Raw genomic sequence first — 17081 nt, 5'->3', positions numbered from 1 at the left:
CGGGGTGGAGCCGAAATCGGTTACCGCGGGATCGTCGCAGCTCAGGGGCCGCTGCTCGGGGCGGGTGAGGCCGGCGGGGTGGCCGGGGCGGTCGCCGGCGGGGTGGCCGGCGCCGTGCCGGTCGCCGTCGGGGCCGGGGTGATCCCGGCCTTCTGCTCGGCCGCCTCGACCGCCTTGAGCGCGTCGTTGAGCGCCTTCTGGGCCTGGCCCCAGGCCACCCAGTCGCCGTTCTTGAACGCGGTCTGGCTGTCGTTGTTGGCCTTCACCGCGTCGGAGATCGCCTTCTGCAGCTCCGGCGTCACGGCGCCGCCCGGCGTCGGCGCGGTCGGGGTCGGGGTCGTCGGACTGGTGGGCGTCGTCGGCGCGGTCGGGCTGGTCGGCGTGGTGCCGGGCGCGGTGGGCGTGACCGGCGCACCGGTCACCGCGCCGCCGAGCACCTTGGCCAGCGCCTTCTCCAGGTTGTCCTCCACCGCGACGACCGCGTTCTCGTTCCCGTACGTCGCCAGCACCTTCTTCAGCACCGGCACCTTGGCGCTGCGGCCGATGAGGTAGACCGGCTCGACGTTCAGCAGGCCGCCGCCGACCGGCAGGGTCAGCAGGTTGCCGTACTCGATGTCGGAGTCGGTACCGGTCTTCAGCAGGGTCAGCTGGTTGGCGACCAGCGGGTCCGAGTTGAACTTCGCCTGCACCTGCTTGGGGCCCAACGCCCCCGCACCGGTCGGGATCTTGGCGATCCGGATCTTCCCGTAGTCCGGCCCCGGGTCGGCGCTGACCGACATGAACGCGGCCAGGTTGTCCCGGCCCTGCGGCGCGAAGGTCGTGGTGAGCGAGAACGTCGCGTCCTGCGCGTCCGGCATCCGGACGGTCAGGTAGTACGGCGGCTGCACCTCGTTGGTGTTGGTCGTCGGGTCGGTCGGCACCTGCCAGATGTCCGTGCCGTTGAAGAAGCCGCCGGCGTCGGTCATGTGGTACTCGGCGAGCAGGTCGCGCTGCACCTTGAACATGTCCTGCGGGTAGCGCAGGTGGGGCGCCAGCCCGGACGGGATGTCGGCCTTCGCCTTGACCGTGCCCGGGAACGCCTTCATCCAGGTCTTCAGCACCGGGTCGTTCTCGTCCCACTGGTAGAGCGTCACCTCGCCGGTGTACGCGTCCACGGTGGCCTTGACCGAGTTGCGGATGTAGTTGACCTGGTTCGCGGCGGTCAGCAGCTCACCGCGCTGGTTGGTCAGCGAGTCCTTGGTGGCGTCGCCCAGGGTCGTCTTCGAGGAGAACGGGTAGCCGTCCGAGGTGGTGTAGCCGTCCAGCACCCACACCACGCGGCCGTTCTCGACCACCGGGTACGGGTCGGCGTCGATCGACAGCCACGGCGCGACCTTCTCGACCCGCTCCTTGGGCGTGCGGTCGTAGATGATCTTCGCGCCGTCCCGGATCGCGCTGGAGTAGAGGATCTGCGGCTCGGCGAACTTCACCGCGTAGGCGGCGCGGGTCAGCGGGTTGTCCAGTCCGACGCCGCTGCCGCCCTCGTAGGTGGAGTGCACCGGGGTGCCGTCCTCGGCGGTGTAGTCGATGTCCTGGTAGCCGCCGCCGACGATCGAGTACGTCGACGTCTTCTCGCCGTAGTAGATCCGCTGCTGGTAGTCGCCGAACGCGCCCTTCGTCGGCAGCGCCGACTCGGTGTAGACCGGGTTGCCGTTGGCGTCCACCTGGTTGCCCTTGGCCGCGATCACGCCGTAGCCGTGGGTGTAGTTGAAGTGGTCGTTGATCCAGTTGCGCTGGATGCCGTTCAGGTCCAGCTCGCGCACGCCCAGCACGGTGTCCTGGTCGCCGTACCGGTCGACGTCCAGCGACTTGGGGAACGCGTAGTACTTGCGCAGCGCCTCGTTCTGCTGGAACGTCGGGCCGACCACGTTGGGGTCCAGCAGGCGGATGTCCGAGATGGTCTGCGCGTCCGGCTTCAGCGCGTCCGCGTTGGTGCCGTTCGCCGGTTCGTACTGGACGACCTGGCTGTCGGCGATCCCGTACGCCTCACGCGTCGCGTCGATGTTCTTCTGGATGTACGGCGTCTCCTTGGCCTGCTCGTTCGGCTTGACCTGGAACTGCTGCACGATCGCCGGGTACACCCCGCCGATCAGCACCGCCGACAGCACCATCAGGCCCAGGCCGATCAGGGCCGGCGCCCAGGTGCGGCGCACCGGGGTCAGGAAGAACAGCACCGCGCAGATCACCGCGACGAAGAACAGGATCGTCTTCGCCGGCAGGAACGCGTTCGCGTCCACGTACCGCAGGCCCGTCCAGCCGGACACGCCCTTGTACGTACCGGTCTTCACCGCCAGTGCGTACCGGTCCAGCCAGTACGCCACCGCCTTCAGCAGCACGAACACGCCCAGCAGCACCGCCAGGTGCCCCTGCGCGCCCACGCTCGCCCGCCGGCCCGGCCCCTGCAGCCGCAGCCCGCCGTACAGGTAGTGCACCAGCGCCGAGGTCAGCAGCGAGACGATCACCGCGCTGAACGCGAAGCCCAGCAGGAACTCGTAGAACGGCAGGTCGAAGGCGTAGAACGAGACGTCCTTGCCGAACTGCGGGTCCTTGGTGCCGAACGACGTCCCGTTCGTCCACAGCAGCCAGGTCCGCCACTGGCCGGAGGCCGCGGCGCCCGCCACCAGCCCGATCACCAGCGAGATCCCGAGCAGCGCCCAGCGCTTGAACGGCGCCAGGCCGGAGCGGTAGCGGTCCAGGCTCTGCTGCTCCACCGACATCGCCGACAGCGGCGGCCGGAGCCGGTGCGCCAGCCACACGTTGAAGCCGACGATCACCGCCATCAGCACGCCGAACACCGCGAACAGGCCGATCTTCGTCCACAGCTGGGTGGTGAAGACCGACGAGTAGTGCACCGACCTGAACCAGAGCCAGTCCGTCCAGAAGCCGGCGAACATGACGAACAGCAGGAACAGCACCGCGAGTACGCCCAGGGTCAGCAGGAGCACCCGCGCCCGCCGGGAGGGTGGTCCTACTCTTCGCCGGAACCCCGGTCCTGAGCGTTCCGGCATCTGGAATACCACGGTGGCACCTCAGCTGTGTCGTCTTGGGTCAGTCGGTCTCCAGTGCAACTTAACCAGTCTTTGGCCGAGTTCCCACCGTTAGCAGACGGTTACGACAACCCCTCCCCCCGGGCCCTGCGACAACCCCTCCGGCAACCCCTCCCGGGGCCCTTCCCGCGGCCCCTCGCGCGGGCCGTCCCACCGGCCGTTCCGCCGGCCGTTCCGCCGGCCGTTCCGCCGGCCCGAGCGCCGGGCGCCACGCAGCGGGCGCCCGGCGTGTGAGGATTGAGGCATGTCCGATGGATCCAACCTCCCCGACGACGTCTCCACCCTCCCGGCCGGCAGCCCGCTGACCCGGGCCGCGCTGGAGATCGACGAGTACGCCGCCACCCTCGGCTGGGACCTCCCGGCCCGCCTCTTCGCCCTGGTGGACAGCGCCGCCCTGCGCAAGGCCGACCCCCGCATCGCCGAGCAGCTCGGCCTCGCCGACAGCAACGAGCCCGGCCTCACCCCGGTCGAGCAGGACGAACTGCCCGCCGGCATGGAGCTGGACAAGTTCCTCGGCACCATCGCCTGGCCCGGCGCGGTGGCCGGCTGCGCCCTGGTCGTCGAGCGCCTGATGCTGCCACCGGGCGCCGAGCAGTCCCGCCCGCGCAACGCCAGCGACGCCCAGCTCGCCGAGTGGGTGGCCAACCACCCCAAGCGCGAGGAGGTGCGGATCACCGCCGCCGTGCTGCGCGACGGCAGCAAGGAGATCGCGCTGCGGCTGCGCTCCAAGGACACCGCCCGCGAGGTGCTGACCGGCCCCGAGCTGGTGCCGGGCCTGACCGAGGCCCTGCTGGCGACCTTCGCCTGAGGCGCCCGCACGGCCCACGGGGTCCGGGCCCACGGGGTCCGGGCCTTGCGGGTACGGGCCTTGCGGGTACGGGCCTGCTCCGGGCCTACGAGGTGCAGGACGGCAGCGCGGAGGTCTGCCCGGAGCGGATCTGGTCCAGTGCCTTCAGCGCGCCGTCCAGCGTCTCCACCTTGATCAGCTTCAGCCCGGACGGGGTGTTCTTGCCGGCCTCGGCGCAGTTCGAGGCCGGGGCGAAGAAGTACTCGGCCCCCGCGTCCCGGGCGGCGATCAGCTTCATCGCTATGCCGCCGATCGGACCGACCTCGCCCTCGTCGGTGATGGTGCCGGTGCCGGCCACGAACTTGCCGCCGGTCAGGTCGCCCGGGGTCAGCTTGTCGATGATGCCGAGCGAGAACATCAGGCCCGCGCTGGGCCCGCCGACGTCCTGCAGCCCGATGTCGATCCGGAACGGGTAGGTGTGCCGCAGGCCCGGGCGGATGCCGACCATCGCGGCGCCGGTGTCCGGCGACTTCACGGTCGGGACGGCGATGTCGGTGCGCACCCCCGGCTCGGCGGAGCCCTCCTTGACCCGCGGCACCACGGTGAAGACCGCCTCCTCGCCGGGCTGGTGCCGGGTGACCGCCTTGGCGACCGCCTCCGCGTCGGCGACCGGGGTGCCGTCGACCGCGACGATCTGGTCCCCGGCGTGCAGCCGGCCCTCCGCCGGGGCGCCGGCGGTGACGCTCTGGACGATCAGCTCGCTGCCCATTGGGATGCCGAGCTGGCTCAGCGCCGCGGTGCGGGCGTGGTCCTCGGAGAGCGCGAACTCCTCGGCGTTCTGCCGCTTCGCGTCGGCGTCGGTCTGGCCCTTCGGGTAGACGTTGTCGTGCGGCACCACCAGCACGTCGTCGCGCAGCCAGCCGACCACCGCGTTGACCAGGCTCGGCTCGTACTTGGCGCCGGTGACCTGGACGGTCGTCATGTTGAGGTTCCCGCTCGCCGGGAAGGACTCGTGGCCGGTGATGGTGATCACCGGGGTCCCCGTCTTCTCCTGCACCCCGAGCGTGTTGTACGTCGGGCCCGGGCTCATCTCGGTGTACGGCACCTTCATCAGCACCGAGGCGCAGAGCAGCGCTATGAGCAGCAGGGTGGCGGCGAGCATCGTCGCAGAGCGGCGTGGCATGCCTCGACAGTACGGGACGCGCGTGACGGCGCGCCCGGCGGCCCGGGCCCCACCGGCCCGCGGCCGCTACCGCTCGCGGTGCTCGCGCGGGTCGCCGCCCGCGGTGGTGCGTTCCATCGCGGCCATGAACCGCTGGTGCTCGGCCAGCGAGGCCGGGTCCCCCGTCGCCTTCGGGGCCCGTTGGGCCCAGACCGCCCACACGGTGGCCAGCGCCCCGGCGACGCAGGGAATGCTCAACCAGGCGAGTACAGCCATCTCGGTACTCCCAGTTCGTCGTGTCTATGAGCAGATTAACCAGTCCGGCGGACAACGCCGCGGGCGCCGTCCGGGTTACGGCGCCGCCGATCGGCTCACTTCCAGGGAGTATCCGGCGCAGTGGCCCACACCCGTTCGTGTGAGCGACCGGCGCGCCTGCACGACACGGGGTTCCGGCGGGTGCTCAGCAGTCGCCGGCGCCGACCCACTCCTCGCCGCCGTCCGCGAACACCTGGTGCTTCCAGATCGGCACCTCGTGCTTGAGGTCGTCGATCAGCCGGCGGGCGGCGGCGAAGGCCTCGCCGCGGTGCGCGCACGACACCGCGACGATCACCGCCTTGTCGGTGATCCCCAGCCGGCCCACCCGGTGCACCGCGGCCAGCGCCCGGACCGGGAAGTCGGCGACGACCTTCTCGGCGACCCGGCGCAGCTCCCGCTCCGCCGACGGGTGGCAGCTGTACTCCAGCACCGAGACCGGCCGGCCGCCGTCGTGGTCGCGGACCGTGCCGACGAAGACCGTCGTCCCGCCGGCCGCGTCGTCGCCCACCGCCTCGTACACCTCGTCGAGCGAGAGCGGGGTGTCGCGGATCGCGAGCAGGCGGATCGGACCGTGGTTCTCGGACATGCCCCCATGATTGCCCATCCCTCCCGGGCCGGGACACACCCCCACCGCCCCACGACGACGGGCCCCCGCCGTGGCGGGGGCCCGCTCAGGACCGGGGCCGGCTCAGGACCCGGGCCGGCTCAGGGCCCGGGCCGGCTCAGAACCGGCGCCGCCTGCGCGCCCGCCGCACCAGCGCCGCCGTACCCACCAGCGCCACCGTCGCCCCCGCCGCGCCCAGACTGGTCGCCGCCTCCTTGCCGCCCAGGCGCCGGCCGGCCACCGCGTGCTTGCCCTCCACCTGCGCCAGCAGCTCCGCCAGCACCTCCTCGTTGGTGTGCGCCGGACGCCAGCCCGCCTCGTGCAGCCGGCTCCCCGACACCACCCACGGGTACATCGTGTACGCCAGGTCCCCGGCCGGCGCCGGCGTCAGCCCCAGCCGGTGCAGCCGTGCCGCCGTTCCCAGCGCCAGCGAGGCCGGCAGCTCCATCCGCCGGATCCCCGACAGCCGCTCCACGTCCTCCTGCTCCAGCCAGCCGTCACAGCCGACCGTCACCTCGCCCTCGACCAGGCCCAGCGCCGCGTACTCCAGCGCCGCCGCCAGATCGTCCACGTGGCAGAACTGCCAGCACGGGCGCGAACCCGCCACCACCAGCAGCCGCGGCGCCTCGAAGTGCCGCGTCAGCACCGTGTCCACCCCGGGGCCCACCACCACCGCCGGCCGCAGCACCGTGACCTGCAGCCCCGGGTGCGCCCGCGGCGCCCGCCGGGCCAGCCGCTCGATCTCCAGCAGGTCCCCGACCAGCGAGGCCTCCTCGGTCGCCCGCAGCTCCGAGTCCTCCGCCAGCGGCACCTCGTTGTCCGCCAGCGCGCCGTAGACCATCGCCGAGGTGCACAGCACCACCCGGTGCACCCCGGCCGCCGCGGCCGCCGTCAGCACCGTCTGGGCGCCCCGCACGTTGTAGGCGCTGCGCGCCCGCGGGTCCGACTCCATGCCCAGGTCCATCGCCAGGTGGACCACCACGTCCACCCCGGCCAGCCGCTCGGCGACCGCAGGGTCCCGGACGTCCAGGACCCGCCACTGCACCCCCGGCACCTCACCGCGCCGGTCGTCGACCGCCAGGACCCGCTTCACCCCCGGCGAGGCCACCAGCCGGGCCGCGACCCGTTCGCCGAGCACCCCGGCGGCGCCGGTCACCGCCACGGTCAGCGGTCTTCCGGCATAGGCTGGAGGCGGCGACGCCGTGATGTCCGGGGCGTCCTCTCCTCCGGTCAGCCCAGAGCGAACGTCCGAGGGCGGGGAACTCACCGGCCATCCTCCACGGTTAGCTTATGTGCGTACGTACGTGTGTCACGTACGTCCATCCTGCCCGAGGCGAAGGCCCGGCGGTGCACCCGGCGCGGGCCAGCCGCGCGGGAGCCGCCCGCCGGCCGGGAGTCCCCCACTCCACCGACCGCCCCGGGCACGCAGACTTCACCGCCACCACCCGTATGACGGCCGACCGGATCGAGGACCCCGTGAGCGACCTTCCCTTCGGATTCGGCGTTCCGCCCGAGGAGCCCGAGGACGGCAAGGCCAAGCCCGACGACGACCAGAAGAAGAAGGACGAGGGCGCCGACGCGCAGTCCGGCGGCCCGCAGCCCTTCGGCTTCTCCGGCGGCAACCCGCTCGGCGCCCTGTTCGGCATGGGCCTGCCCGGCATGCCCGGCACCCCGGGCGCGGGCGGTCCCGGCGCCGGCGACAACCCCTTCGCCGCGATGTTCGGCGGCCTCAACCCCAACGACCTCGGCGCCGCCTTCCAGCAGCTCGGCCAGATGCTCTCCTTCGAGGGCGGCCCGGTCAACTGGGACCTCGCCAAGGACATCGCCCGGCAGACCGTCGTCGCCGAGCCCGCCGAGGGCAAGAGCAAGGACCGCTCCGTCGGCGCCGCCGAGCGCTCCGCCGTCGCCGAGGCCGTCCGCCTCGCCGACCTGTGGCTCGACGGCGTCACCACCTTCCCCTCCGGCGCCGGCACCGCCGTCGCCTGGAGCCGCGCCGAGTGGATCGAGGCCACCCTCCCGGTCTGGAAGGACCTCGTCGACCCGGTCGCCGAACGCGTCGGCAACGCCATGGGCGGCGTGCTGCCCGAGGAGATGCAGGCCATGGCCGGCCCGCTGCTCGGCATGATGCGCTCCATGGGCGGCGCCATGTTCGGCACCCAGATCGGCCAGGCGCTCGGCGCCCTCGCCGCCGAGGTCGTCGGCTCCACCGACGTCGGCCTGCCGCTCGCCCCCGCCGGCAAGGCCGCGCTGCTGCCGCAGAACGTCGCCGAGTTCGGCGAGGGCCTCAGCGTGCCCGCCGAGGAGGTCCGCCTCTACCTCGCCCTGCGCGAGGCCGCCCACCAGCGGCTCTTCGCCCACGTGCCGTGGCTGCGCGCCCACCTGCTCGGCGCCGTCGAGGCCTACGCCCGTGGCATCAAGGTCGACAGCTCCCGCATGGAGGAGCTCGTCGGCCAGCTCGACCCGGGCAACCCCGAGGCGCTCCAGGAGGCGCTCGCCGGCGGTCTGCTCCAGCCCGAGGACACCCCCGAGCAGAAGGCCGCGCTCGCCCGCCTGGAGACCGCGCTCGCCCTCGTCGAGGGCTGGGTCGACGCGGTCGTGCACGCCGCCGCCGAACCCCACCTGCCGCAGGCCGGCGCGCTGCGCGAGACCGTCCGGCGCCGCCGCGCCGCCGGCGGGCCCGCCGAGCAGACCTTCGCCACCCTCGTCGGCCTCGAACTGCGCCCGCGCCGGCTGCGCGACGCCGCCCGCCTCTGGGCGCTGCTCGCCGACGCCCGCGGCACCGAGGGCCGCGACGACCTCTGGCAGCACCCGGACATGCTCCCCACCGCCGCCGACCTCGACGACCCCGACGCCTTCGTGCACCGGGGCAACGGCGACGACCTGGAGGGCGGCATCGACTTCGACGCGCTCGACAAGCTGCTCGGCGAGGCCGCCGCGGGCGGCGCCCCGGGCACCGGGAAGCCCGACCTGACGAAGAACGACGACGACCGCGGCGACGACCAGGGGAAGGGCGAGCCCACCGCATGACGGCCACCGAGACGGACCGCGCCGGAGCCCTGCACGCCGACGCGGTCCGCGCCCTGGGCGACTGGCGGGGCACCGACCCCGAGCAGGAACAGCTGCGCCTCGCCTACCTGCGGCACCTCGCCGAGCAGCCCGAGGGCCTGTTCCGCTCCTGCCTGCCCGCCCACATCACCGCCAGCGCCGCCGTCGTCGACCCCGCCGCCGGCCGCGTCCTGCTGACCCTGCACCCCAAGGTCGGCCGGTGGCTCCAGATGGGCGGCCACTGCGAGCCCGGTGACCGCGACCTCGCCTCGGCCGCCCTGCGGGAGGCCACCGAGGAGTCCGGCATCCCCGACCTCGCCCTGCTCACCCGCGACGGCGCGCCCGTGCCCGTCAAGCTCGACCGCCACCAGGTCCGCTGCACCGGCAAGGACCGTCCCGAGAACACCCACCTCGACGTCCAGTACGTCGCGGTGGCCCCGCCCGGCGCCCAGGCGCTGATCAGCGAGGAGTCGCTCGACCTGCGCTGGTTCGACTACGACCGCCTGCCCGAGCTCACCGACCGCTCCGTGCGCGACCTCGTGGCGCGCGCCCGGGAACTCACCGGCTGAAGCACTCCGGAGCGCCCGGACGACGGGAGGGGCACGGACCGATGTGGTCCGCGCCCCTCCCGTCGTCCGTTCCGTGCCTGCTCTGTGTGAGCTCCGCGCGTGCTCCGGGTGTGTTCCTGTGTGTTCCACCCGGGTGCCGCCGTGCTCCGCGCGGCCCGCCCGGCGACCGCTCAGCCGCAGGACTCCGCCGGACCGGCCTCCGACGGGGCCTCGTGCCGGGCCCCGGGGATGTGCGGCAGCCGGGCCGCCGACACCACGCCCTCCAGGTAGCCGCGCGCCCGCTCGGTCCGCGGATACGCCTCCAGCAGCGCCCAGAAGTCCGGCCCGTGGTCCGGCACCAGCAGGTGCGCCAGCTCGTGCAGCAGCACGTAGTCGACCACGTACTCCGGCATCCCCTGCAGGCGGTGCGAGAGCCGGATCGTCCGCTCGCTCGGGGTGCACGAGCCCCAGCGCGAATTCTGATTGGTCACCCAGCGGACCTGGGCGGGCCGGGCGCGACCGCCCAGGTAGGCCGCCGAGAGCTCGCGGGCCCGGGCCACCAGCGCATCGTCACCAAGCACCCGGCGGCTCTCCTGCGCGGCCAGCTTCTCCAGCATCTGGGCGACCCAGCGCTGCTCCTCCGCGTGCGACATCCGGGCCGGGATCAGCACGATCGTGCGATCGCCCTCGCGGTAGGCGGACACCGTCCGGCTGCGGCGGGCACTGCGCCGCACCTCCACCCGGGACCGGTCGACCGGCTCGCGCGCGGCCGTCGTCGGCGAGTCCGGGCGCTGTTCGGACCCCTGGTCGGGACGCTGCTCCGGACGCCCACGCGTACTCGGCGCCGCCACACGCGACCCGGACGCTGCACGGGCACGCCGAGGCGACGCCGAGGGATGGGAGTCCCGTTCGGCTGCCATGGCACACGACGTTACCCGCTCCCCCTGGCAGAAGTCCGCTGCCATGGCCGAAATGTTTCGTGGAGCGGTCGGGAACGAAAGGCCGACGGGAGGTGTCCGGAATCCGACTTCACGCCGGACGCCAAGTTATCCACAGGGTGTGCGAACGGATCATCTGATCATGTGCCCGTCCCTGTGGACAACACGCCGCACCCCGTCGCCCCGATCGGGCATGCTGCCGTCAGCCGTCCGGAAACCGTCGGAAGGAAGACCGCCGTGCGCCTCGCCCTCAAGCCCGCCCTCTCCCGCAGCTGGCGGGACTCGGACACCCTCCAGTTCGGCACCATCCCGCAGCACGCGGGGGTTCTCGGCCATGCCGCCGACGAAGCCCTGCGCACGTTCCTCGGCCTCGTCGACGGGACGCGCGACCGGCCCGCCCTGCTCGCCGAGGGCGAGCGGATCGGCTTCGGGCGCGACCCCGCCGACTCCCTGCTCGACCTGCTGGAGGAGGCCGGGGTGCTCGACGACGCCGAGGCCTCGGACGAGGCCCTGGCCCGCTTCCCGCAGCCGCACCGCGAGTTGCTCGGACCCGACCTCGCCTCACTGTCGCTGATCCACGCGCCGCCCGGCGCCGCCCCCGCGGTGCTGGCCCGGCGGCCCGAGCACGCGGTCGAGGTCCGCGGGGCGGGCCGGATCGGCGCGGCCGTCGCCGCCGTCCTCGCGGCGGGCGGCATCGGCACGGTCACCGTGGTGGACTCCGGCCGGGTCACGCCCGCGGACTGCTCCCCCGCCGGGCTGCCGGCGGTGGATGTCGGCCGGCTCCGGGCCACCGCCGCCCGCGAGGCCGTCGACCGGGCCACCGCCCGGCGCCCGGGCCGCCGCATCCGACGGCCGAGACCGGGGCTGCCCGACCTGGTGGTGCTCGCTCCCCGGGACGGCAGCGGCGCGTTCGCGGGCGGCACACCGCAGGCCCGCGAACTGCTCCGGGCCGGGGTCCCGCACCTGTACGTCGGGGTGGTCGAGGAGTACGGGGTGGTCGGACCGCTGGTCCTGCCGGGCGTCTCGGCCTGCGGCCACTGCCTGGTCCTGGCCCGGGAGGACGAGGACGCCGCCTGGCCGCGGATCCTCGCCCAGCTCGCCGAGGGCGGCTCGGGGCGGGCGCCGACCCCGGCCTGCGACACCGCGCTCGCGACGGCGGTCGCCGGGCTCGCGGCACTGCACGTCCAGGTCCTCCTGGACGGCGGCCGGCCGCCCAGCGTGGACGGCTGGTGCGAACTGTCCGCCGTGGACGGCATGGCCCGCCGGCTACGGCTCAAGGGCCACCCGGACTGCGGCTGCCTCTGGCAACCGACACCACCGCACTGAGGGCCCGGCCCGGGCACCGCCGTCGTGCCGCAGGCGGCAACCGTCGCCGCGGCCTGGGCGCCGGCGGCGCAGCCTCCGGCGGCGGTCGGTGTGCCCCGGCCTGCCTGCCGGAGGGCTCGGGCAGCGGTCGTGGAGCTCTGGGCAGTACCGAGCCCGCCCTGGGCACACTCCGGCAACGGTCCTGGGCCGTTGCCGGAGTGTGCCCAGGGTGCCGGCGGGATCGGCTGTGCCCCTCGGGAGCACAGCCGAGGAGGAGGCGGAGGGGAGGGGGGTGGGGGGAGGGGCCCCGAGACGGGGAAAGGGCGCCGCAGCGGGGCGCCCAACGACTACTGTGGCGTCGGCCATCCGGCCGACGCGGCCCGGGCGGCCGGCTCAACGATCGCAACGCTCGTGCACGACCTCACCGAGAGGTATCGACATGATCACTCGCAGATCGCTCATCGGCGCCGCCGGCGCCCTGGCCCTCCCGCTGACCGCCGTCTCCACCGCGCCCGCCGTCGCCACGGCGGCCGAGGCGCGGCGACGGCGCTGGTCCCGGCTCGCCGGTCATCTGCACGGCACCCTCGTCCTCCCCGGCGACCCGGCCTACGGCACGGCCAAGCAGATCGGCCAGGCCCGCTTCGACGCCGTCGAACCGGCCGCCGTCGCCTACTGCGCCGACGAGTCCGACGTCGCCCTCTGTCTCCGCTACGCGCAGGACCAGGACCTCCCGATCGCGGTCCGCGCCGGCGGCCACAGCGGCGGCGGCTACTCCACCGGCACCGGCCTGGTGGTCGACGTCTCCCGGCTCAACTCCGCCGTGGTGACCCCCGGTGCGGCCACCTTCGGCGGCGGCACCCAGCTCGTCGACGTCACCAACGCCGTCGCCCCGCACGGGCTCGCGGTCTCGGGCGGCTTCTGTCCCACCGTCTCCCTCGGCGGCTTCCTCCAGGGCGGCGGCATCGGCCTGCTGACCCGCCACGTCGGCATCTCCAGCGACAAGGTGACCGCGGCCCGCGTGGTGCTGGCCGACGGCAGGACCGTCACCGCCTCCCCCGAGCAGCACGACGACCTGTACTGGGCGCTGCGCGGCGGCGGTGGCGGCAACTTCGGCGTCGTCACGTCCTACACGGTGACCCCCGTCCCGCTGGCCACCCTCACCCTCGCCAGTCTCACCTGGTCCTTCGATCACGCGGTGGACGTGCTGGACGCCTGGTCGCACTGGCTCCCGGACGCCCCGCGGACGCTGGGCGGCGGCGCCGTGGTCGGCCTGCGGGACGCCGCGCCCGGCGCGACCCCGTTCGTCTCGGTGCTGATCGGCTCGGTCGGCACCGAGGCCGAACTCGCCGCCGAGATAGCCCGGTTGACCGATCTGGTGGGCGCGCTGCCGGCCACCAGGAACGGCTTCACCGCCCCCTACCTGTCGGTCATGATGGGCCTCTACGGCTGCGGCGCCTACACCCAGGACCAGTGCCACCGGGCGGGCACCGGCCCGGCGGCCGTGCTGGCCCGGCCGACCGCCGCCGTGGACCGGGGCCGGCTCTTCGACGCCCCGCCGCCGCGCTCGCTCTGGGACGCCGCGGTGGGCCTGGTCGACCGGGACCGGCCGGCCGGCCAGCAGCGCATGGTGCAGCTGAGCGCGCTGGGCGGCGCCGCCAACGACCCGGCGCGCACGGCCACCGCGTACGTGCACCGCACCGCGCTGTTCAACGCGAGCTTCGGCGCGGTGATCGCCACAGGCCCGGTGGACGAGGCCGCGCTGGCGGCGGCCCGCGGCTGGGCGGACGCCGGGTTCGCGCTGCTCGACCCGCACTCGGCCGGCGAGACCTACCAGAACTTCGTCGACCCCGGGCTGGCGGACTGGCGCCGCGCCTACTACGGGGAGAACTATCCGCGGCTGGTCGCGGTGAAGCGCCGCTACGACCCGTACCGCCTGTTCTCCTTCCCGCAGGCGGTCGGCGCGGCTCCCGGCTCCCGGGACTGACGCGGACGGGACTGACGCGGACGGGGCGGCCCCGGCGGGGCGGCGGATTACGGCCGGGGCCGCGCCGTCGAGCGGGCACAATGGCGTATGACGGTCGGCTCCCGCCCCGGGGGCCTTGGGCGTGTCGACTTGGAGGCCCGGGTGAGCGATCTTCCGCGCAAGGCAATGACCCGCACGGCAAGACTCGCCGCCCTGCCGCTGGGGATAGCCGGCCGTGCCACCCTGGGCCTCGGGAAGCGGATCGGCGGCCGGTCGGCCGAGGTGGTCACCGCCGAGCTGCAACAGGCCACCGCCGACCAGCTGTTCAAGGTCCTGGGCGAGCTCAAGGGCGGGGCGATGAAGTTCGGGCAGGTGCTGTCCGTCTTCGAGGCCGCCCTGCCGGAGGAGGTGGCCGGCCCCTACCGGGCGGCGCTGACCAAGCTGCAGGACGCCGCGCCGCCGATGCCGGCCGCGAAGGTGCACGCGGCGCTGGCGCAGCGGCTGGGCGAGGACTGGCGGAGCCTGTTCCGAGAGTTCGACGACCGGCCGGCGGCGGCCGCGTCGATCGGCCAGGTGCACCGGGCGGTGTGGCACGACGGCCGCGCGGTCGCGGTGAAGGTGCAGTACCCGGGGGCGGGGGACGCCCTGTTGGCGGACCTGTCGCAGTTGAGCCGGGTGGCGTGGCTGCTGGGTCCGCTGATTCCGGGCCTGGACATCAAGCCGCTGATCACGGAGTTGCGGGAGCGGGTCGCCGAGGAGCTGGACTACGGCCTGGAGGCGCAGGCGCAGCGCCGGCACGCCGAGGAGTTCGCGGGCGATCCGGAGATCGTGGTGCCGGGTGTGGTGGCGCAGGCGGACCAGGTGCTGGTGTCGGAGTGGATGGGTGGTACGCCGCTGGCGGAGGTGATCGCCTCCGGTTCGCAGGAGGAGCGGGACCGGGCGGGCCGGTTGCTGGCGCGGTTCCTGTTCGCCGGTCCGTCGCGGACGGGGTTGCTGCACGCGGATCCGCATCCGGGCAACTTCCGGCTGTTGAAGAACGACGGTCCGGTGGAGGGCTGGCGGCTGGGGGTGCTGGACTTCGGGACGGTGGACCGGTTGCCGGGCGGGTTGCCGGCGCCGATCGGGGCGTCGCTGCGGATGGCGCTGGCCGGGGACGCGGCGGGTGTGCTGGCGATGCTGCGCGAGGAGGGTTTCGTCAAGCCCTCGATCGCGCTGGACGCGGACGCGGTGCTGGACTACCTGGTGCCGATCATCGAGCCGGCGGCGGTGGAGTCGTTCCACTTCACCCGGGCGTGGATGCGGGCGCAGGCGGCGCGGATCGCCGATCCGCGGTCGCCGGCGTACAACCTGGGCAAGCAGTTGAACCTGCCGCCGTCGTACCTGTTGATCCACCGGGTGACGCTGAGCACGATCGGGGTGCTGTGTCAGCTGGGTGCGAAGGCGCCGTTCCGGGCGGAGATGCTGGAGTGGCTGCCGGAGTTCGCGGAGGCGGGGTCGCCGGGGACGCGGGCGGCCAAGAAGGCGGCGGCGAAGAGCCCCGCGGTGAAGGGCCCCGCGGTGAAGGGCCCCGCGGTGAAGGGCCCCGCGAAGAGCCCTGCGAAGAAGGCGGCGCCCGGGCAGGCGCGGACGCCGGCCGCCAAGCGGGCGGCGTCGGGGAGGACGGCGCCGGAGAAGCGCAGGAGCCCGTCGGCGGAGGGCTGATCCGCCGTCCGTCGCAACGGCCGCAGGCCGCCTCCCGGTGTCGGGGGGCGGCCTGCGGCGTGCTGTGGGTCCGGCGGGCCCGCGTGGTCGGGCCCGGTGGTGGGCCGGGCATGGCGGTGCGCCGGCGTCCGGGTCACCTCGGGGAGGTCACATCAGGGCGACGGCGAGTGCCTTGCGGGCTCGCAGCGAGGCGCGTTCGGCCTTCCGCTTGAGCCGGTGGGCGCGGGCGAGCCGGCCGACGAGCCGTTGGTGCTCGGCCTCCTGGAGGCGCTCTTGCATATGCGCCCGGGCCAGGGATTCGTGGAGGAGTTGCATTTCGAGGGTCCTGTTCTGGATCTGGAGTTCGGTGGTCTGCTCGGCGCGGACGGTCGGATCGATGGCGGCGGCGGTCATGTGGTGGTCCTGCTCGTGGTGCGTCGTCGGGAAGGGGTGGATGCGGGCGGCGTCGGCCTTGGCGGCGGCGAGGCGTACGGAGCGGCGGAGGGCGTTGTCCGGCGGGGGCTGCTCTCCCCGGCGGACGGTTCCGGCTCCGGACGCGGGGTTCACGCCGCGACCTCGGTCTTGCGCGGGCGGCCACGCGGCCGCTTGCGGGCCACGATGACACCCTGGACGAAGAGCTCGCCGCCCCAGACGCCCCAGGGCTCGCGGCGCTCCAGGGCGCCGGTGAGACAGGCGTCCTTGACCGGGCAGGTGCCACAGAGGGACTTCGCGTACTCGACGTCGGCGGGCGTCTCGGCGAAGAAGACCTCGGGGTCGAAGGCGCGGCACGGGATGGGGAGCCCGAGCTCCTCGGCCTGGTCGATCGAGGTGAACTGCATGGGGAGAACCTCCGGGGGGTCGGCCTGGTCGGCCTTGGTCTGGCTTGTCTGCGGTACGGACGGGGTGGGCGGTGTGATGACCGTGGACACTGTGGGCGTCTTCCTCGTCTTCTCAGTGGGTCCGGCTCAGCTGACTGGTGGGGCTGGGCCGGAGGCCCCGGGGGGCCTGGGTGGTCTTGCGTACCGGACAAAACAGAAGGGCCGCGGATCCCGGTGTGTGGGGTTCCGCGGCCCTGGAGGCGCCGACCTGAGGCTGGCTCAGGTTCGTTCTCTCCAGGGTTCGGGGCCGCGGAAGGCCCGCATCCGGATGGCCGTGGCGTCGGCAAAGACCGCCATGGCCTGCGTGATCTGCTGCTGCTTCTGCTCCTGGGCGTTTCCGGCACCGACGACCTGCTCATAGCCGCCATGCATGGCGAGGGCTACAGCCGCCTTCGGTGCCTGGGTCGGTCGCTCATCACGCAGGGAGCGCGAAGCATCGATCGAGGCCCAGTCGCCGGACAGACCGATCTCGACACGGGTGCCGTCGAGGCTGCCGCCCTGGATGCCATTGCTGCCGGGGCCAGTGTGTCCGAGGCCACTGACAGCGGGGGCGGGGGAAGCGGGAACGACGGAGACACCGGTGGTGTCGAGACCCAGACCGGTTCCGCACAGCTCGGCGGCGAGCCGCAGGCTGGCGGCACGCAGGGAGGCAGCGTCGACGGTCTGGCCAGTCATTTTGGTGATCATGGTTTCCACTGCCTTCGCCTCCTCTCGGCGCCTAGCGGAGCCTGGTCTCCCGGGCTCCGAACTGTTCGGATGTCTGTCTCGGT

Annotated in this window: 15 protein-coding genes; 6 read left to right on the top strand and 9 right to left on the bottom strand. The window is 73.7% G+C overall.

The window, feature by feature from the left end; genetic code table 11:
- Window positions 1-41 precede the first annotated feature (41 nt).
- A complete protein-coding gene (locus ACFVVU_RS13145; RefSeq protein ID WP_387789825.1) occupies window positions 42-3047 on the bottom strand; it encodes a UPF0182 family protein in 3006 nt (1001 codons plus the stop codon).
- 283 nt (window positions 3048-3330) lie between these two features.
- On the opposite strand from ACFVVU_RS13145, the gene ACFVVU_RS13140 reads away from it, so the two are divergent.
- A complete protein-coding gene (locus tag ACFVVU_RS13140; RefSeq protein WP_380687826.1) occupies window positions 3331-3894 on the top strand; it encodes a PPA1309 family protein in 564 nt (187 codons plus the stop codon).
- Window positions 3895-3979: 85 nt separating this feature from the next.
- On the opposite strand, the gene ACFVVU_RS13135 is transcribed toward ACFVVU_RS13140, so the two are convergent.
- The 4 genes from ACFVVU_RS13135 to ACFVVU_RS13120 all read right to left on the bottom strand — a co-directional run bounded on the left by ACFVVU_RS13135 (window position 3980) and on the right by ACFVVU_RS13120 (window position 7221).
- Window positions 3980-5056 (bottom strand): PDZ domain-containing protein, encoded by a 1077-nt coding sequence (locus tag ACFVVU_RS13135; RefSeq protein WP_380687823.1) that lies wholly within the window; start codon window positions 5054-5056, stop codon window positions 3980-3982.
- Window positions 5057-5122: 66 nt separating this feature from the next.
- Window positions 5123-5311, bottom strand: a complete 189-nt coding sequence (locus ACFVVU_RS13130) for a hypothetical protein (RefSeq protein WP_380687821.1) — start codon at window positions 5309-5311, stop codon at window positions 5123-5125.
- Window positions 5312-5495: 184 nt separating this feature from the next.
- Complete coding sequence (locus ACFVVU_RS13125; RefSeq protein WP_380687820.1) at window positions 5496-5936, bottom strand: molybdenum cofactor biosynthesis protein MoaE; 441 nt, start codon at window positions 5934-5936, stop codon at window positions 5496-5498.
- A gap of 136 nt (window positions 5937-6072) precedes the next feature.
- Window positions 6073-7221 carry an NAD-dependent epimerase/dehydratase family protein gene (locus tag ACFVVU_RS13120; RefSeq protein WP_380690249.1) on the bottom strand — a complete coding sequence of 383 codons (1149 nt, stop codon included), beginning with the start codon at window positions 7219-7221 and terminating at the stop codon, window positions 6073-6075.
- Window positions 7222-7430: 209 nt separating this feature from the next.
- Here ACFVVU_RS13120 and ACFVVU_RS13115 point away from each other — a divergent pair, with 209 nt between their 5' ends.
- Window positions 7431-8981: a zinc-dependent metalloprotease gene (locus ACFVVU_RS13115; protein WP_387789771.1), complete on the top strand. Its 1551-nt coding sequence runs from the start codon at window positions 7431-7433 to the stop codon at window positions 8979-8981.
- Entirely contained in the window at window positions 8978-9568 is a 591-nt protein-coding gene (locus ACFVVU_RS13110) for an NUDIX hydrolase (RefSeq protein ID WP_380689052.1), read from the top strand. The genes ACFVVU_RS13115 and ACFVVU_RS13110 overlap by 4 nt, the downstream gene beginning before the upstream one ends.
- Window positions 9569-9738: 170 nt before the next feature.
- Here the strand turns inward: ACFVVU_RS13110 and ACFVVU_RS13105 are convergent, their stop codons facing one another.
- The gene (locus tag ACFVVU_RS13105) at window positions 9739-10398 is read right to left on the bottom strand and encodes a M48 family metallopeptidase (protein WP_380689050.1); all 660 of its coding nucleotides are present in this window, start codon (window positions 10396-10398) and stop codon (window positions 9739-9741) included.
- A 324-nt stretch (window positions 10399-10722) separates the two neighbouring features.
- Between ACFVVU_RS13105 and ACFVVU_RS13100 the strand changes: the two genes are divergently transcribed.
- The 3 genes from ACFVVU_RS13100 (at window position 10723) to ACFVVU_RS13090 (ending at window position 15454) form a co-directional block, all read left to right on the top strand.
- A complete protein-coding gene (locus ACFVVU_RS13100; RefSeq protein WP_380689048.1) occupies window positions 10723-11811 on the top strand; it encodes a ThiF family adenylyltransferase in 1089 nt (362 codons plus the stop codon).
- Window positions 11812-12229: 418 nt separating this feature from the next.
- Entirely contained in the window at window positions 12230-13774 is a 1545-nt protein-coding gene (locus tag ACFVVU_RS13095; RefSeq protein WP_387789768.1) for an FAD-binding oxidoreductase, read from the top strand.
- Window positions 13775-13915: 141 nt separating this feature from the next.
- Window positions 13916-15454, top strand: a complete 1539-nt coding sequence (locus tag ACFVVU_RS13090) for an ABC1 kinase family protein (protein ID WP_387789766.1) — start codon at window positions 13916-13918, stop codon at window positions 15452-15454.
- A 147-nt stretch (window positions 15455-15601) separates the two neighbouring features.
- Here the strand turns inward: ACFVVU_RS13090 and ACFVVU_RS13085 are convergent, their stop codons facing one another.
- The 3 genes from ACFVVU_RS13085 to ACFVVU_RS13075 all read right to left on the bottom strand — a co-directional run bounded on the left by ACFVVU_RS13085 (window position 15602) and on the right by ACFVVU_RS13075 (window position 17007).
- Window positions 15602-15847: a hypothetical protein gene (locus ACFVVU_RS13085; RefSeq protein WP_376092170.1), complete on the bottom strand. Its 246-nt coding sequence runs from the start codon at window positions 15845-15847 to the stop codon at window positions 15602-15604.
- A 149-nt stretch (window positions 15848-15996) separates the two neighbouring features.
- Complete coding sequence (locus ACFVVU_RS13080) at window positions 15997-16362, bottom strand: WhiB family transcriptional regulator (protein ID WP_355363765.1); 366 nt, start codon at window positions 16360-16362, stop codon at window positions 15997-15999.
- Between the two features lie 168 nt (window positions 16363-16530).
- On the bottom strand, window positions 16531-17007 hold the full coding sequence (locus ACFVVU_RS13075) for a hypothetical protein (protein WP_380686441.1): 477 nt from the start codon (window positions 17005-17007) through the stop codon (window positions 16531-16533).
- Window positions 17008-17081: the final 74 nt, after the last annotated feature.

The sequence above is a fragment of the Kitasatospora sp. NPDC057965 genome (assembly GCF_042887135.1).
In the GTDB taxonomy this organism is placed as follows: domain Bacteria; phylum Actinomycetota; class Actinomycetes; order Streptomycetales; family Streptomycetaceae; genus Kitasatospora.
Note: the sequence above shows the minus strand (reverse complement) of the source record. Positions and strands in the feature narration are given on the sequence as shown.

What these genes read in the sequence shown, in the direction of transcription:
- ACFVVU_RS13145 (WP_387789825.1), bottom strand. Translation starts at nt 3,047, where the DNA reads ATGCCGGAACGCTCAGGACCGGGGTTCCGGCGAAGAGTAGGACCACCC.
- ACFVVU_RS13110 (WP_380689052.1), top strand. Translation starts at nt 8,978, where the DNA reads ATGACGGCCACCGAGACGGACCGCGCCGGAGCCCTGCACGCCGACGCG.
- ACFVVU_RS13125 (WP_380687820.1), bottom strand. Translation starts at nt 5,936, where the DNA reads ATGTCCGAGAACCACGGTCCGATCCGCCTGCTCGCGATCCGCGACACC.
- ACFVVU_RS13130 (WP_380687821.1), bottom strand. Translation starts at nt 5,311, where the DNA reads ATGGCTGTACTCGCCTGGTTGAGCATTCCCTGCGTCGCCGGGGCGCTG.
- ACFVVU_RS13095 (WP_387789768.1), top strand. Translation starts at nt 12,230, where the DNA reads ATGATCACTCGCAGATCGCTCATCGGCGCCGCCGGCGCCCTGGCCCTC.
- ACFVVU_RS13135 (WP_380687823.1), bottom strand. Translation starts at nt 5,056, where the DNA reads ATGCCACGCCGCTCTGCGACGATGCTCGCCGCCACCCTGCTGCTCATA.
- ACFVVU_RS13085 (WP_376092170.1), bottom strand. Translation starts at nt 15,847, where the DNA reads ATGACCGCCGCCGCCATCGATCCGACCGTCCGCGCCGAGCAGACCACC.
- ACFVVU_RS13140 (WP_380687826.1), top strand. Translation starts at nt 3,331, where the DNA reads ATGTCCGATGGATCCAACCTCCCCGACGACGTCTCCACCCTCCCGGCC.